15 protein-coding genes are annotated in these 17681 nt (G+C 42.7%); 4 read left to right on the forward strand and 11 right to left on the reverse strand.

Annotated elements, in window-relative coordinates; genetic code table 11:
- Window positions 1–177: 177 nt before the first annotated feature.
- The 6 genes from F972_RS03575 to F972_RS03600 form a co-directional block, all read right to left on the reverse strand.
- A complete protein-coding gene (locus F972_RS03575; protein WP_004763990.1) occupies window positions 178–579 on the reverse strand; it encodes a hypothetical protein in 402 nt (133 codons plus the stop codon).
- A 378-nt stretch (window positions 580–957) separates the two neighbouring features.
- Window positions 958–1299 (reverse strand): FKBP-type peptidyl-prolyl cis-trans isomerase, encoded by a 342-nt coding sequence (locus tag F972_RS03580; RefSeq protein WP_004674912.1) that lies wholly within the window; start codon window positions 1297–1299, stop codon window positions 958–960.
- A 30-nt stretch (window positions 1300–1329) separates the two neighbouring features.
- Window positions 1330–1860: a YaeQ family protein gene (locus F972_RS03585; protein WP_004763991.1), complete on the reverse strand. Its 531-nt coding sequence runs from the start codon at window positions 1858–1860 to the stop codon at window positions 1330–1332.
- Between the two features lie 88 nt (window positions 1861–1948).
- On the reverse strand, window positions 1949–2950 hold the full coding sequence (locus tag F972_RS03590; protein WP_010589166.1) for a CobW family GTP-binding protein: 1002 nt from the start codon (window positions 2948–2950) through the stop codon (window positions 1949–1951).
- Between the two features lie 186 nt (window positions 2951–3136).
- Window positions 3137–4024, reverse strand: a complete 888-nt coding sequence (locus F972_RS03595; protein ID WP_004681493.1) for a KPN_02809 family neutral zinc metallopeptidase — start codon at window positions 4022–4024, stop codon at window positions 3137–3139.
- A gap of 31 nt (window positions 4025–4055) precedes the next feature.
- Window positions 4056–4979 (reverse strand): DUF808 domain-containing protein, encoded by a 924-nt coding sequence (locus F972_RS03600; RefSeq protein ID WP_004763993.1) that lies wholly within the window; start codon window positions 4977–4979, stop codon window positions 4056–4058.
- Window positions 4980–5436: 457 nt separating this feature from the next.
- Between F972_RS03600 and trpS the strand changes: the two genes are divergently transcribed.
- The 4 genes from trpS to F972_RS03620 all read left to right on the forward strand — a co-directional run bounded on the left by trpS (window position 5437) and on the right by F972_RS03620 (window position 9693).
- On the forward strand, window positions 5437–6450 hold the full coding sequence (gene trpS, locus F972_RS03605) for a tryptophan--tRNA ligase (RefSeq protein ID WP_034426801.1): 1014 nt from the start codon (window positions 5437–5439) through the stop codon (window positions 6448–6450).
- A 422-nt stretch (window positions 6451–6872) separates the two neighbouring features.
- Window positions 6873–7073: a dodecin family protein gene (locus F972_RS03610; RefSeq protein ID WP_004674921.1), complete on the forward strand. Its 201-nt coding sequence runs from the start codon at window positions 6873–6875 to the stop codon at window positions 7071–7073.
- 238 nt (window positions 7074–7311) lie between these two features.
- Window positions 7312–7956: a YqiJ family protein gene (locus F972_RS03615; RefSeq protein WP_004681496.1), complete on the forward strand. Its 645-nt coding sequence runs from the start codon at window positions 7312–7314 to the stop codon at window positions 7954–7956.
- Window positions 7957–7986: 30 nt separating this feature from the next.
- Window positions 7987–9693: a flotillin family protein gene (locus tag F972_RS03620; RefSeq protein WP_004763998.1), complete on the forward strand. Its 1707-nt coding sequence runs from the start codon at window positions 7987–7989 to the stop codon at window positions 9691–9693.
- Between the two features lie 91 nt (window positions 9694–9784).
- Here F972_RS03620 and sucD read toward each other — a convergent pair whose 3' ends face one another.
- The 5 genes from sucD to F972_RS03645 all read right to left on the reverse strand — a co-directional run bounded on the left by sucD (window position 9785) and on the right by F972_RS03645 (window position 17583).
- Entirely contained in the window at window positions 9785–10675 is an 891-nt protein-coding gene (gene sucD / locus F972_RS03625) for a succinate--CoA ligase subunit alpha (protein WP_004681499.1), read from the reverse strand.
- A 14-nt stretch (window positions 10676–10689) separates the two neighbouring features.
- The gene (sucC, locus tag F972_RS03630; RefSeq protein WP_004764001.1) at window positions 10690–11856 is read right to left on the reverse strand and encodes an ADP-forming succinate--CoA ligase subunit beta; all 1167 of its coding nucleotides are present in this window, start codon (window positions 11854–11856) and stop codon (window positions 10690–10692) included.
- Between the two features lie 136 nt (window positions 11857–11992).
- A complete protein-coding gene (gene lpdA, locus F972_RS03635; protein ID WP_004764002.1) occupies window positions 11993–13426 on the reverse strand; it encodes a dihydrolipoyl dehydrogenase in 1434 nt (477 codons plus the stop codon).
- Window positions 13427–13534: 108 nt separating this feature from the next.
- Window positions 13535–14743 (reverse strand): 2-oxoglutarate dehydrogenase complex dihydrolipoyllysine-residue succinyltransferase, encoded by a 1209-nt coding sequence (odhB, locus tag F972_RS03640; protein ID WP_004764004.1) that lies wholly within the window; start codon window positions 14741–14743, stop codon window positions 13535–13537.
- The gene (locus F972_RS03645; RefSeq protein ID WP_004764006.1) at window positions 14743–17583 is read right to left on the reverse strand and encodes a 2-oxoglutarate dehydrogenase E1 component; all 2841 of its coding nucleotides are present in this window, start codon (window positions 17581–17583) and stop codon (window positions 14743–14745) included. Before F972_RS03645 ends, odhB begins: the two co-directional genes overlap by 1 nt.
- Window positions 17584–17681: the final 98 nt, after the last annotated feature.

The following is a 17681-nucleotide window of genomic DNA, read 5'->3' on the forward strand; positions in this document are numbered from 1 at the left end:
ACATCATAAGCATTCTAGCGTGTCAGCTGGAAGTAAGGATTGTATTTATAATTTTGCAAACTGAAAATAATCTTAAAAGGATATATGATGAAATTTATCGTAAAATAATAGATATGATGGAAATACAATCATACCCCCAACCCTTGTGACGGTTAGGAGTATAAAACGCTATACAGACTAATATTCAATAGACTGGAAATTTGGATTTTCTGATAACTGCTGTAAATAGTAGCGTTCTTTCTGGTAGAAATATTTACATAAACGGTTGACCCACTCACCACGGCGGAACGTCAATATTTTTTTATGGATACCATCATATTCCAGCAGCAGCACATTACGGTCATCTTCGAATGAGGCCAGGCGGGTAATCTTATAATTATGAGGTGCATGCTGGTGAGCAGGTTGCAAGGCCCTTACGATTTCAACTTTATAATCGCCATCAATCCAGTAATGCCGATCCATAAGCGCCTGTTCATTGACCCAAAATCCTGTTTGCGCCCCATCATGCGTATCAATCAGGAAAAAATGGTCCAGCTCTTTTAACAACTTTGATGCAGTGATATCCAAATAATCATTCATATCATACCTCTACTCATTCAAATTTTTATCGCTTGCCTGAGGCAATTACAGCATTTTTATATTTAAGCAACTATCATACGTGACCAAGCACAACCCTAATAGTGACCTTATAAGCAATTTGCCAAATTTTAAAATATGATTTTTTATTCAGCACATTGTCATTTGCAGGGAAATTGCTCTTTGAACTCAAAGATATACAGGACTGTATAGAGAATCAACCATTTTTCCCAGAGTATGAAAAAAATAAGATAAAAAAGAAAGTCATTTAAAATCAAAAAGTTATTATACAATTATTAATAATGTTTTATATAACTGATTTTAAAGTGATTTAGCATAAATTCAAGCCTAAACCACTTTATTGTTTCTACAACGAACGGTCTATTCGTCGCGTGTCTTGACATCAAAAAGCTCAATTTCAAAGGTCAGGTTTGAGTTGGCAGGAATAATTTTTCCCATCTTACGTTCCCCGTAAGCCAAGTGTGCAGGAACAATCAGTTTGCGCTTGCCGCCAACCCGCATTCCCATAATGCCCTGGTCCCAGCCCTTGATCACTCGTCCAGTGCCAATCACGGTTTCAAAATAATTACCACGGTCTATTGAAGAGTCAAACTTGGTTCCATCTTCCAACCACCCTGTATAATGGGTGGTAATCAGGGCGCCTTTTACAGCCTCTTTACCCTCACCCACTTTTAAATCAATAATCTGTAATTCCGCACTCATCGCTCTCTCCAAATTTCTTTCAGTTCAACATTATTGCAATTGTTGCCACTGGATGTCGACCTGTCCCTTGTCACTGAGCAAAGTCCATTCACCATCCATGATATTCAGTTGCAACTGCATGGTACGTTCACACAACTGTTCAAGTGCCTGTGTGGTTTGCGGAGCCAGTTGCCAAACTTCGACATTGCTGAGTGTCTTGATTTTGGTATTTTTCTGCCACCAGTCATCTGCCTGCGAACCATAGGCAATCACGGCAACTTTGTTGCAACGCGCACTAGCTTTCTTTACTTTATCTTCCGATGGACATCCGACTTCAATCCATTTTTCCAGCAATCCCGTCAGGTCTTTCTGCCATAAGGCGGGTTCATCGGTTTCAAACAGGTCTTTGGTAAATTCCAGTTGCTCATCTGCATAACGCGCATAGGCTAGAATCCGCACCATTAAACGTTCAATGGTTTCTGATGGATGCAATGCCAGCGTCAACTGGTAGTCCGCATAGATATGCTCATCCATATTGGCAATATTCAGGTCTGCCTTATATATTGTTGCTTTTAACGCCATAAACGGTGCTCTTAAATATAGTGTGTTCAAATTTGGCGCTAAGCATACTCTATTTTATAGGACAACATGAGCCAATTTGACCCACTGCTTATCCATCTCTATTGATACGACACGCCAAGAACTGCGTTTCAAATGCCAACCAATCCTGCTGGGATTGGGTAATGATTTCTATTCGGTTATCAATACTTTCTTCCGCCGACTTATAGTTAAACTGTTGAGGATTAAAATTAAAGCTTTTCCAGCCCTGATCGGTATTAAAAATTCCCTTGATACGCACCCAGTCTTGCTGGGCACACAACAGGTCTAATAAATCATAAAAATTAAACTGCCAGCGCTTTGGTAATTTCCAACCTGCCACGGTATAGCCCTGGACAGTCTCGACATAATGATAAGGCAGTTGCTTGATTTCCTGTTCCTGAACGGCGGCCTGTGTTTTTTGCAACTTTAATAAGGGCTGAATTTTACGTTGGACAGGCTGTTGGGCAATATCAATTTTTTCAAGCTCGACCTGCCCCTGCTCAGTCTCAAACCAATGTTGCACATAGGTCTGGTATTCCTGTTTTAATGCCCGATAAGCTTGGTGGTCAGCCTCATTCATCAAATCAATGTGTGAGATGACCACGATTTGTGCCGCTTTCAACTGATCGGTATATAAGTTCTGCTGCACCCAGTCTTGGTCATGCAAACGGCTGCCATCCACAACCACCACCAAGGCCCGCATCGCCAGACTGCTTTGCCAATGGGGTTCTGTCAGTTGTTCCAGCAATTGTGCGGGATGCCCTAAACCTGTGGGTTCTATAAATAGTCGGTCTGGTTTGCTTTCACTTAAAAGACGTGCAAGCGCAATTTGCATGGGTAACTGACTACTACAGCATAAACAACCACCCAGCAACTCCTTGACAGCATAGCCCTGTTGTTGACTAATTAATTGCTGGTCAACACCGATTTGACCAAATTCATTCATCAATACCGCCCACACCTCATATTCAGGCTTTTGGTTCAGTAAATGTTGCAGTAGCGTGGTTTTACCCGCCCCTAAAAAGCCAGAAATAATATGGGTTGGAACGGGTTGAGGTGCAATAAATTTCACAGTGTCTGACAGGTGCAAAAGATTTATTCTAACGGCAAAGTTGCCCATCAAAAAGTAACTTTAGAGATTTTATGGTGATTTACCATAAAACAAACACATCAACACACTTACCTAAAGTCTATAACAATGACCCAAACCCATTCATTCACAATTTATATTTTCAAATAAGGATGAAATACCTTTAAGTTACTTAAAGGTATCACACTGATTGATATCACCCGATTTCAGTCCCAACTGAAACCAATGCATACGCTGCTCACTGGTACCATGTGTGAAACTATCAGGGACAACCTGTCCTGTGGCACGTTTCTGCAAATAATCATCACCAATCTTTTGGGCAGCATCCATCGCTTCCTCGATATCACCCTGCTCTAGAAATTGTGTACGCTGCTGGTTCTGATGTGCCCAGATTCCTGCAAAACAATCCGCCTGCAATTCCAAACGTACTGAAAGCTGATTGCCCTGTGTCTGACTCATTTGTGAACGTGCCTGCTGCACCTGAGAGGAAATGCCCAATAGATTTTGAATATGATGACCGACCTCATGTGCAATCACATACGCCTGAGCAAAGTCACCCGCCTGATCCTGACGGGAAAGTTCTGTTTGGTTCTGTTCCCCAGAGATACCCATTTGCTGACGCATCTCTTTAAAGAATGAGGTATCAATATAGACTTTTTGGTCTGTTGGACAATAAAACGGCCCCATTGCCGCTTGAGCCGTGCCACAACCAGAACGCACCACTCCATTAAACAGCACCAATCTTGGTGGTTTATAGGACATGCCCAACTGTTGAAAGATAGGAGTCCAGGTATCTTCTGTGTCTGCCAGAATGGTTCCGACAAAATCACTGGCTTCTTTCTGGTCGCCAGTCAGGCTTTGTGGCGCACTGCCCTGTGAGGATTGCGCACTAGTCACAGCCTGGGTCGCCTGATAAGCCTGTTGGGGGTCAACCCCAAAAAACTTCCATGCAATAAAAGCAACAATAAGCCCCAGTATACTAATTCCGCCTGCCTTTGCCCCACCACCACGACGGTCTTCAACATTGGTACTGATTCGACGACCTTTCCAGCGCATAGTGACCTCACATGATTATATTGTCCAAGATTTAAGCCGAAGCCTTTGACCACACTTTTTGAATCAACCCAACAATGATCAGTACAATGGCACCTGCAACCAGACCAATACCCAAATTAATCAAGGTTGGTGTCAATGCGCCAATAACTGAACCAATGCTTGGAATCAGTTGCATATGGTCTACCGTTTCTTCAGTAAAATGATGCAGTAATGGAATGGTATGGCTAATAATGCCACCACCAACCAAGAACATTGCAACCGTTCCAACAATGGAGAGTGTTTTCATCAACACAGGGGCAAAGGCCAGCAAACCACGCCCAATCTTATTTTTAAATTCAGATGCCTGTTGGGTTAAATATAACCCGAGATCATCAATCTTGACGATCATGGCAACAAAGCCATACACGCCAATGGTCATCCCAATGGCAATAACGCTTAATACAGTCACTTTAGTCATAAATGTTGCTGTTGCAACGGCACCTAACGAAATTACCACAATTTCAGCGGATAAAATAAAATCGGTACGAATCGCACCTTTCACTTTTTCTTTTTCAAACTTGACCAGATCAACTTCAACCTGTTGCAGGTTTTCACTCGCCTCTTCGGCTGTCTTGGCTTTTTTGTGGTGCAGCATATGCACAACTTTTTCTACACCCTCATAACAGAGGAATAGGCCACCAATCATCAGCAAGGGATTAATCAACCACGGCGCAACCACGCTGATTAAAAGTGCCAGTGGAACCAGAATCAACTTATTCACAAAAGAGCCTTTGGCGACACTCCAGACCACTGGCAATTCACGGTCAGAACGCACACCACTCACTTGCTGGGCATTCAGCGCAAGGTCATCCCCCAATACACCAGCAGTTTTTTTGGCTGCCATTTTGCTCATCACGGCAACATCATCTAAAACTGTCGCAATATCATCCAGCAGTAATAATAAACCACTCGCCATTTTTATGTCCTAGTTTGTATTTATGCGGCTATTGTAAAGTGGATTAAAGCCATTTTTATATTGATATATTGAAAATTCTTTGCGTATTTTTTGTAGGCATGTTTTACAGAGACTAGGGTCTGTTGACATTTCACAGATGCTTGCGACAGAGGACATTTTTTAGATGGTACAAGGCATGGCTTACGAAATTTAGCTATCCTAAATGAGTAAGGCATAACGCAGTAGCGGCAAAAAATGCCCCTGTCCCGTAGGGTTATGGCTAAAACTTCCATAAACTGCGTTATGAAACTTGACAAGGGGGTCGCCATTGCCTGCGTTTCATGCCTTGTTTATGTTGTTTTAGCCTATAACGCAAGACATGGCTGAAATGGCAACAGACCCTACCCCTATTCCTGCAATATACCGTACAATATGCCGCATTAAATATTTATCAAATGACTGTATCCTGGAACATATCATGAGCAATGCTGATCAACGTCCAATCATCTTGACAGGCGACCGCCCTACTGGACAACTTCATCTTGGACACTTTGTTGGTTCATTACGCTCTCGTGTAGGCCTACAGGACAGCCATCATCAGCACCTTTTACTGGCCGATGCCCAGGCCCTGACGGACAATGCCGATAATCCAGATAAAGTTCGCAACAATATCCTACAAGTGGCACTCGATTATCTGGCAGTCGGTATTGATCCAACCAAAACAACCATTTGTGTGCAGTCATGTTTACCTGCCCTGAACGAACTCACCATGCTTTACCTTAACTTTGTCACTGTGGCACGTCTGGAACGCAATCCAACCATCAAGTCAGAAATCCAGATGCGTGGTTTTGAACGTGACATTCCAGCAGGGTTCCTATGCTATCCAGTGGCTCAGGCGGCAGACATCACCGCATTCAAGGCAACGGTGGTGCCTGTGGGTGAAGACCAGATTCCAATGATTGAACAAACCAATGAAATCGTGCGCCGTATCAACCGTCAAATCGGACAGGATTTATTACCTGAATGTAAGGCGTTGTTATCCAATATGGGACGTTTGCCAGGTTTTGATGGCAAGGCCAAAATGTCTAAGTCATTGGGCAACACCATTGTCTTAAATGCTTCAGATAAAGACATCAAGAAAGCGGTCAATGCCATGTATACCGACCCAAATCACTTGCGTATTGAAGATCCAGGTCAGGTTGAGGGTAATATTGTATTTACCTATCTGGATGCCTTTGACCCAAACAAGGAACAGGTTGAGGAACTCAAGGCGCATTACCGTCGTGGCGGTCTGGGTGATGGAACAGTTAAAAAACGTTTAGAGGGTGTGTTAAAAGAATTGATTACTCCTATTCGTGAACGTCGTGCAGAACTGGAAAAAGACCCTGACTACATCATGGACATACTCAAGCAAGGCACTGACAAATGCCGTGACATTACCCAACAAACTTTGGATGAAGTAAAAGCGGGCTTGGGTTTATTTAAATTTTAATTTACGTTACTTTTACCATAAAAAAGCCAATATTTCTGGGCTTTTTTAATTAACTCACTGATTTAAATCTAATTTAAGAACTACCCAATAAAATTCACAACTAACATTTTTCGTCACTTATTAACATCTATTAACAGTAGGTAACATGAATACCTATGAACTTGGTTAAGTTTTTTTATATTATGGCTACGTAGATTAGAGAAAACTAATCTTATGATATTTCTCCTTTTCATCGGAACTGTTTTTAACAGATTCGTTGTTCAACGCAATGACCACCCCAATCATTGCGTTTTTTTTATGCCTATTTCTCGATTGTGAAAACATGTAAGTTTTTAGCAATAAAAAGTTAATTATAGCGGTCTAGCTGATTTTTTGATCTATGATAATTTTTCAATAACTACCACACACTGAGAGAGATTATTATGTCCATTGCTAAAGTCGTCGAAGTCAATTCTAGCAGCAACAAAAGCTTTGAAGATGCAATTCAAACTGGGATTGCCAAAGTCACTGAAACGGTCAAAAATGTTCAAGGTGCTTGGATTAACGAGCAGAAAGTAGTGATCAAAGACAATAAAATTACTGAATATCGCGTGAATTTAAAAATTAGTTTCCTTGTTGAATAAAAAGATTTTATCTTTTAAAAATCCCCGTTTGGGGATTTTTTTATAGTGACAATGTCGACAATATTTGATCATCCAAAATGATCAAACAGATTATAAAATCATCTTTTATTCATCTGCCAGAGCATAGCAATCAGAACGATTTAAGTTGAAATTCACCCCCATTCGCTTTACTCTTATAACTGTTTTATTTTTATAAAAATTTTATTTATTATCTCAAAAAGATATAAGAGTAATGCAAATGATATGGGACTTATTAATCCATCCATCAAATATTGTTTTTAGTATTGCTTTAATGCTTTGCCTGTTTATTGGCGTACTTGAATTCATCTTGCTGCTGTTTGGTGGTAGCTCAAGTTTTCTCGAACAGTTTTTACCAGATAGCCTCACCGATGTAGACCATGCCGATGTCGGAGTGGATCATCCAGAGAATCTCTTTACCCAGTTGTTGGAATGGCTGTATTTAGGCAAGGTCCCCTTACTGATCTGGCTCATTATTTTCTTAATTGTATATGCATTAACAGGCCTGATCATTCAGGATATCTTCTTCCACCTAACCGAACATTACCTGTCTGCATGGATTATTGCACCTGCCTGTGTGTTTCTGTGTATGCCCATCGTGCGTATCAGTGCTGCGCTCATCGCCAGGATTATTCCCAAAGATGAAACCACGGTTATTTATAGTGAAGACTTGATCGGCAGGACAGCCCAAATCATTTTAGGGGATGCCAAACCCAACTCCCCTGCACAGGCCAAAGTGAAAGACCAGTTTGGTCAAACCCATTATGTTTTGGTTGAACCAGAACTCGACATTGTTTTTCAGCAAGGACAAGAGGTTATTTTGACGCAGAGAACCAAGATTGGTTTTCAGGCAATTTCGGTTTAATTTTTATATTGATGATACGAGGGCATTTAAATGTTTAATTCAGCATTGACTGAAATTTTAATTATTACAGGTGTTATTTTTGCGGCACTGATTTTTATAGGGATTATTATTGCTCGCCTGTACACACGTTCCAGCAAGGAAGTGTCTTTTGTGCGTACAGGTTTTGGTGGGGAGAAAGTGATTTTAAATGGCGGGGCAATCGTTCTGCCTGTATTGCATGAAATTATTCCTGTAAACATGAACACCTTGCGTCTGGAAGTCAAACGTGCTGCTGATCAGGCACTGATTACCCGTGACCGTATGCGGGTGGATGTCATGGCTGAGTTTTATGTTCGGGTAAAACCAACAGGTGAATCCATTGCAACTGCGGCACAAACGCTAGGTCGTAAAACCATGTCGCCTCAGGAATTGAAAGACTTGGTTGAAGGCAAATTTGTTGATTCCCTACGTGCCGTTGCCGCTGAAATGGCGATGGAAGAACTGCATGAAAAGCGTGTTGATTTCGTACAGAAAGTTCAACAGGTGGTATCAGAAGATTTGTCTAAAAATGGTTTAGAGCTTGAAACCGTTTCATTGACTGGTTTAGATCAAACCAGCTTTAAGTTCTTTAACCCACAAAATGCCTTTGATGCTGAAGGTTTAACCAAGTTGACCGAAACCATTGAAGATCGCCGTAAAAAGCGTAACGACATTGAGCAGGATGCTGACCTGGCGATTCGTGCAAAAAATCTGCAAGCTGAACAGGCAAGGCTACAAATTTCTCGTGAAGAGGAATATGCCAAGCTCCAACAGGAACGTGAAATCTCAATTCGTAAAGCGGAACAAAGTGCTGAAATTGCAGCGCAGGAAGCAGCTAAAAAGCGTGAAGCAGAAGAAGCCCGTATTGCTGCTGAACGTGAAGTTGAAATCAAACGTATTGCTTCGGCTCGTGATGTGGAAAATGAAAATATCCAGAAAGCTCAGCTCATTCAAAAAGCGCAGGTTGAGCAGAAGAAAACCATTGAACTTGCAGAGCAGGATCGTGCCATTGCTATTGCAGAAAAGTCCCGTGCCGAATCAGAAGCCAAAGCCCAAGCAGATAAAGCCCGCGCCGAAGCAGTAAAAGCCGAGGAAGAAGTTGTGACTGTGCGTGAAACACAACGTGCGGAACGTCAAAAAGCGGTTGAACTGGTTGCTGCTAAACAAACCGCTGAAAAAGAAGCAATTGCCATTACCGTTGCTGCCGATGCAGGTAAAAAAGCGGCTGCTGATGAAGCCGAGGCAATACGAATTGGTGCAGAAGCCGAGGCTGAAAAAGTACGTTTAAAAGCCAAAGGTGAAGCGGATGCCAAAATCCTGCTTGCTCAGGCATTGGAGAAACAATATCAAGTCGATGCAGAGGGTGCTCGGGCAGTGAATGAAGCAGCCAATACCCTTTCTGCTGAACAGGTGGAAATGCAAATTCGTTTAGCCTTGCTCAAACACTTACCTGAAATTATCCGTGAAAGCGTTAAACCAATGGAAAATATTGATGACATCAAGATTTTACAGGTCAATGGTTTAAATGGTTTTGCAGGTGGTTCTGTATCAGGTGAAACAGTTGAAAACACCCAAACCTCTTTGTCTGATCAGGTTGTGAATAGCGCCCTACGCTATCGTTCACAAGCCCCTTTGATTGATAGCTTAATGAGTGAACTTGGCTTACAAGGTGGTGATATTAATGGTTTAACTCAAGGATTGAAACCAAAAGCGGAGTAAGTGTTTTATATCCTCAAACTGAGACTTATTAAATGACAATAAAAAACCCTGATGTTTTCATCAGGGTTCTTTAAAGATTAAAATCAACGAATTACGCCAAACCTTTCTCTTTCAAAACTTGTAGCATGGTTGAACCAAGCTCTGCAGGGCTACGCGTGTAAGCCATACCTGCTTTTTCAAATGCAGCGAATTTCTCTTCTGCTGTACCTTTACCACCAGAAATGATCGCACCTGCGTGACCCATACGCTTACCTTTCGGTGCAGTTACACCAGCGATATAACCTACAACTGGTTTAGTCACGTTAGATTTGATGAATTCAGCAGCTTCTTCTTCCGCTGTACCACCAATCTCGCCGATCATGATGATTGCATCAGTATCTGGATCGTCCTGGAACAATTGAAGCGCTTCAATCTGGTTCATACCTGGGATTGGGTCACCACCGATACCGATACAAGTAGATTGACCTAAACCAAGCTTGGTTGTTTGAGCAACAGCTTCATAAGTCAATGTACCTGAACGTGAGATGATACCAATACGACCTGGTTGGTGGATATGGCCAGGCATAATACCAATCTTACATTCACCTGGAGTGATCACGCCTGGACAGTTAGGACCAACTAAACGCGTACCGTTACCGTTAGTTTCTAAGTAACGTTTAGCTTTAAGCATGTCGATGGTTGGAACACCTTCAGTGATCACAACAATTAAGCCAACACCTGAATCAACCGCTTCAACGATCGAATCTAAAACGAATGGAGCTGGTACATAGATAACAGATGCATCTGCATTTGTTTCACGTACAGCTTCTTTCATTGTGTTGAATACTGGTAGGTCAAGGTGAGTCGTACCGCCTTTCCCTGGAGTAACACCACCCACAACTTTTGTACCGTAGTCTAAAGCTTGTGCAGAGTGGAAAGTACCGTTTTTACCAGTAAAACCCTGTACCAATACTTTAGTGTCTTTATTAATTAATACGCTCATGATTGATACTCCCCTTACGCCTTAACTGCAGCTACAACTTTTTCTGCGGCATCAGATAGGCCGTTCGCAGAAATTAATTTCAAACCAGATTCATCAAGTAATTTCGCACCCAACTCAGCGTTGTTCCCTTCTAAACGAACAACAACGGGTACAGTGACATTTACTTCTTGAACCGCTGCAATAATTGCTTCAGCAATCATGTCACAACGTACGATACCACCGAAAATGTTGATTAAAACACCTTGAACAGACGTATCAGCAAGGATGATTTTGAACGCTTCGATTACGCGCTCTTTGGTTGCACCGCCACCAACGTCAAGGAAGTTTGCAGGCTGACCACCATAAAGTTTGATGATATCCATCGTTGCCATTGCAAGACCAGCACCATTCACCATACAACCGATGTTACCCTCTAAAGCAACATAGTTAAGGTCAAATTCAGATGCTTTTAATTCACGCTCATTCTCTTGCGATTTGTCACGTAAAGCAGCAACTTCTGGTAAACGGTAAAGCGCATTAGAGTCGATACCAACTTTTGCATCTACACATAAAATCTCGCCATTTTCACGAACCGAAAGTGGATTGATTTCAAATAATGCAAAATCATTTTCTACAAATGCCTGATAAGCAGCAGACATGATTTTTACAAATTGACCGATTTGCTTGTCTTTCAAACCTAAAGCAAACGCAACTTCGCGCGCTTGGAATGGTTGTAAGCCAACGAGTGGATCAACTTCAACCTTGATAATTTTTTCTGGCGTTTCTTCTGCAACTTTCTCGATTTCTACACCACCTTCGGTAGAAGCCATGAAAGTGATACGACGGCTAGAACGATCTACTACCGCACCCAAGTAAAGCTCACGCTCAACTGGATAAACGTCTTCAGCAACAATAATGCTGTTCACTGGCTGGCCACTTGCATCTGTTTGATACGTTACAAGACGAGTACCAATGATGTTGTTTGCAAATTCGATTACATCTTCTTTTGATTTCGCAACTTTAACGCCGCCAGCCTTACCACGGCCACCTGCATGAACCTGCGCTTTCATTACAGCGAATTTACCACCAAGCTGTTCAAACGCAGCAACGGCTTCATCTGCATTTGTTGCCAAAATACCTTCTTGTACTGGCATGCCATATTTTTTTAATAACGCTTTAGCTTGATACTCATGTAAGTTCATTTAGTTACCTACTATGTTGTTTATTGTGGTACAGCCTAAATATTCTTAAAACCAGACTGCTACATATTGAGTAAATGATTGCCTTATAAAACCAATCACCATCATTTAAAAAAGTGTGGCGAACCACACTTTTTGTTTACTTACGCTTACGTTGAATGGCGTGGATTGCACGACCATCAACAGCAAGCGCCGCTTCATGTACAACTTCTGAGAATGTTGGATGACCGAAAGTCATCAATTGCAAGTCTTCCACAGAAGAAACAAACTCAAGCGCAATCATGCCTTGGTGTACGATATCAGATGCATTAGGACCCACAACGTGCATACCTAAAAGACGGTCTGTTTTCGCATCAGCAACGAATTTCACAAAACCAGCCGTATCACCAGCTGCCAATGCACGACCATTCACCGCAAACGGGAATTGACCTGCTTTCACTTCATGGCCTTTTTCTTTGGCTTGCTCTTCAGTTAAACCCACCCAAGCTGCTTCTGGATGGGTATAGATTACGCTGATGATGGTGTCATAGTTCACTTGAGCAGCATGACCGTGGATACGCTCCACTGCCATTACGCCCTCTTCCATTGCCTTATGTGCAAGCATTGGACCGCGTACCAAGTCACCAATCGCATAAACACCTTCAACAGATGTCTGGCACTGATCATTAACATCAACCAAACCACGATCAGTCAGTTTAATGCCTGAATCTTCTGCCAATAAACCTTCCGCATAGGCTTTACGACCTACACAAACAATTAACTTGTCAAAAACCTGTTCTTTGTCTTCGCCAGCCTGGTTATATTTAACCGTTACTTCGCGGCCATTCGCTTCAGCGCCAGAAACTTTGGCACCGATACGAATATCTAAACCCTGTTTTTTCAAGATTTTTTGATATTCTTTCGCCAATGCTTTGTCCGCCATTGGTAAGAACGCATCTAATGCTTCAAACACAACAACTTCTGAACCAAGACGGCGCCATACTGAACCCAACTCTAAACCGATAACACCTGCACCAATGACACCAAGACGCTTAGGAACTTCTGGGAATTTTAATGCACCAGTAGAATCAACAATTAAGTCTTCATCAACAGGAGCTACTGGAATATTGACAGGTACAGAACCCGTTGCAAGGATCACGTACTTCGGTTCTAAAACCTGTACATCACCTTCAAACGGTGTGAATTCTACTTTTTTACCTGCAAGTAATTTACCAGTACCTTGTAACCACTCGATACCATTACCTTTCAGTAATTGAGCAACACCACCCGTCAATTGATCTACAACTTTATCTTTACGTGCCAACAAAGTGTCTAGATCAAATTTAACTTCACCTGTGGTGATACCATGTTCAGCAAGTTCGTGAACGGTTGCTTCATAGCGGTGGGAAGAGTCAAGCAGTGCTTTAGATGGGATACAGCCCACATTTAGACAGGTACCACCTAAAGATGGCTTACCGTTGTGGATACGTTTTTCGATACAAGCGACTTTGAAACCAAGTTGTGCAGCACGGATCGCTGCCTCATAACCGCCAGGTCCACCGCCAATAACAACAAGATCAAACTGTTGAGACATTTTTTCTATTCCTTAAATCGCCCCCTAACCCTCTCTTTACAAAGAGGGGAAATACCGTGACTGGTAGTCCCCCTTTATCAAAGGGGGATTTAGGGGGATTTAAATATGTTAAAGATCAAGAATGAGTTTAGCTGGTTCTTCTAACAATTCTTTGATTGTTACCAAGAAACCGACAGCTTCTTTACCATCGATTAAACGGTGGTCATAAGAAAGCGCTAAATACATCATTGGCAAGATTTCAACTTGACCATTCACCGCCATAGGACGTTCCTGGATTTTATGCATACCCAAAATCGCAGTTTGTGGCTGGTTTAAAATAGGAGTTGAAAGCAATGAACCGAATGTACCACCATTGGTAATCGTGAATGTACCACCAGTCATTTCTTCAATTGACAACTTGCCTTCACGTGCTTTCGCAGCATAACCAGCAATCCCATTCTCAACTTCGGCATAGTTCATACGGTCAGTATCACGGAGAATTGGCACAACCAGACCACGGTCAGAAGAAACCGCTACACCAATGTCATAGAAACCGTGATAAACGATATCATCACCATCAATCGATGCATTAACCGCTGGATAACGTTTTAACGCTTCAGTGGCAGCCTTAACAAAGAAAGACATAAAGCCTAAACGCGCACCATGACGCTTTTCAAAAGCATCTTTATATTGCTTACGCATTTCCATGATTGGCTTCATGTTCACTTCGTTGAACGTTGTCAACATTGCAGTCTGTTGTGTAGCTGCCAATAAACGCTCAGCAACACGCTTACGTAAACGAGTCATAGGAACACGTTTCTCGATACGTTCGCCTACAGCCACGCTTAATGGTTGAACTGATGCAGCAGGTTTAGCCTGATGGCTGGCAACATCTTCTTTCGTGATGCGACCACCACGACCTGTACCCTGTACATCAGCCGCATTAATACCTGTTTCAGACAATGCCTTACGAACAGCAGGAGCCTGATCCTGCACGGCAACTACTGGCGCTGCACCTGCTTCAGTGTTTGCAACAGCCTGCTCCACTTGAGCTGGGGCTGCACCTTGAACTGCCTGTGTATCGGCAGCACCAGAAACAGCGCCTGCTTCAAACTGAGCAATCACTTCATCAGATAAAACAGTGTCGCCTTCATTTTTGATGATTGCAACTAAACTACCGTCAGCTGGAGCAACCACTTCTAAAACAACTTTATCGGTTTCAATGTCACAGATCACTTCATCACGTGATACAGGTTCACCTACTTTCTTGTGCCAGGTTGCGATCGTACCATCAGCAACTGACTCTGGAAATACCGGTGCTTTAATTTCGGTTGCCATTATTGAGAATCTCCTGATTGTTCAGCTTCAATTGCTAGTGCGTCATTGACGAGCTGAGCTTGTTGTTTTGCATGCAAGTATGGTGAGCCACAGGCAGGTGCGGCAGATGCTTCACGGCCTGCATAGCTAATGCGAATTTGTTTACCAGATTTAAGAACATCTTCGTATAGACGAGGAACGATAAATAACCAGGCGCCCTGATTCTTCGGTTCTTCCTGCGCCCAGACAAGTTCCTGGATGTTTGGATACTGAGCCATGACTTCAGCTAAACGCTGTTCTGGATATGGATACAACTGTTCGATACGAACAATCGCAATATGATCCAAACCAAGCTCACGACGTTTTTCCAGTAAATCGTAATAAACCTTACCGCCACAAAGGACTAAACGCGTCACATCAGCTTTATTGATGTTATCAATTTCATCAATCACAGTCTGGAATGAACCATTTGCCAACTCATCTAAAGTCGAGGTTGCAAGCTTATGACGCAACAATGATTTTGGTGACATGACAATCAAGGGCTTACGAATTGGACGAACCGCCTGACGGCGTAGCGCATGGAAAATCTGTGCTGGTGTTGTTGGTGTCATCACCTGCATGTTGTCTTCAGCACATAGCTGTAAGAAACGCTCCAGACGTGCAGATGAATGCTCTGGTCCCTGACCTTCATAACCATGTGGTAACAACATAGTTAAACCACATACGCGCTCCCACTTGGTTTCACCAGAAGCAATGAATTGGTCAATCACGACTTGCGCACAGTTTGCGAAGTCACCAAATTGTGCTTCCCAAACGATCAAGCTTTTCGGTAGAGTGGTTGCATAACCATATTCAAAAGCAAGCACAGCTTCTTCTGATAATAAAGAGTCATACACCGCAACACGTGGCTGATTTTCTTTAATGTGACACAACGGGATGTAAACAGAACCATCAACTTGGTTATGTAGTTTCGCATGGCGGTGAGAGAAAGTACCACGCCCCACATCTTCACCTGTGATACGCACAAGGAAGCCATCATCCAGCAAGGTTGCGTATGCCAGTGTCTCAGCAGCTCCCCAATTGAGTGGCATTTCACCCGTTTGCATTTTCATCCGATCATCAATGACTTTCTGAACCTGACGCTGCAATACGAAACCTTCAGGCAAAGTATTTAAGGTTTTCCCCAGTTCTTTCAAACGATCAATATTAAATGATGTGTCCCAAATATCAGTATATTCATGACCCAGATATGGAGACCAGTCCACAAACATCTTCTTGTTCGGCTGAGTCACCAATGCGTTCGCAACATGATTGCCTGCTTCAAGGTCAGCGCGGTAATCCTCAACCATTCTGTCTGCACTTGCACGATCAAGAATTTGCTGTTGAACCAACTGATCAGCATAAAGTGTACGCGTGGTGGCTTTTTTATTAATGATCTGATACATCAATGGCTGTGTTGCGGATGGTTCATCCGCTTCATTATGACCACGGCGGCGATAACAGAACAGATCAATGACAACATCTTTACGGAACTCATGACGGAAGTCATGGGCGATTTGAGTCGCAAAAATTACAGCTTCAGGATCATCCCCATTGACATGGAAGATCGGTGCCTGAATCATTTTTGCAACATCGGTACAGTATTCGGTAGAACGGGCATCACGTGGATCAGAAGTGGTAAAACCAACCTGATTGTTCACAATAATATGAACAGTACCACCAACCGTATAGCCACGAGTCTGTGACATCTGGAAAGTTTCCATGTTCACACCCTGACCTGCAAACGCCGCATCACCATGAACAATCAATGGTAAAACATCATCACCACCGATATCCTTACGGCGAACCTGACGCGCACGCACCGAACCTTCAACCACAGGTCCCACAATCTCAAGGTGCGATGGGTTAAATGCCAGTGCCAAATGCACTTCACCACCTGGTGTCATTACATTTGAAGAGAAGCCCTGATGATACTTCACATCGCCAGAACCTTTTTTGTGCAGGCTTTTGCCTTCAAACTCACCAAAAAGGTCGGCAGGGTTTTTACCCATAATGTTGACAAGCAGATTAAGACGACCACGGTGTGGCATCCCGATCACAACTTCTTTACAGCCTACACTACCTGCACGCTGAATGATTTCGTTGACCATTGGAATAAAGGACTCACCGCCTTCAACACCAAAACGCTTCGCGCCAACAAATTTATTACCCAGATACTTTTCCAGACCTTCAGCAGCCGTCAAACGCTCCAGAAAGCCTTTTTTCTGATCAGCGCTGAAATTGAATTTACCGCGCGCACCCTCTAAACGTTGCTGAATCCAGCGTTTTTCCTTAGTGTCAACAATGTGCATATACTCTGCACCAATTGATCCACAGTAGATAGCCTCCATTGCCTCAACCATTTCAGCCAATGTCGCTTCTGCTTTGCCAATCGCGAGGTTACCTGTATTAAATACAGTATCTAAATCAGATTTAGTTAAACCATGTGCAGATAAATCAAGATCTGGAACTTCTTCGCGTTTCGCAAGACCTAATGGATCAAGTTTGGCTTTTTGATGACCACGGTTGCGGTAAGCAGCGATCAGTTGTAATACACCAATTTGACGACGCTCATGTTCTGTACTTACAGTGCTTTGTACAACAGGTTGAACTCGGTTTGAATTACGACCCAAAAGGAGGAATTGCTCGCGCACACTGCCGTGTGGTTGATCACCTTTAGGGTATTTATCGAAATATTCACGCCAATCCTCTGACACTGAGGTTGGAGAAGTTAGGTACTGTTCGTAAAGCTCTTCAATATACGCTGCACTATCAGCGGAAAGTTCAGTGTCAAGACGCAGTGCGTCAGCAACTTCTTGCATTTTTGGACCCATTTCCTATTGCAAAAAATAATACAGGTTGCCTTTTAAGCATACCCATGATTCATAGCGTCAAATTGGTAACGAGACACTACTACCCA

The sequence above is a fragment of the Acinetobacter sp. CIP 102529 genome, assembly GCF_000368325.1.
GTDB classification, from domain to species: domain Bacteria; phylum Pseudomonadota; class Gammaproteobacteria; order Pseudomonadales; family Moraxellaceae; genus Acinetobacter; species Acinetobacter parvus.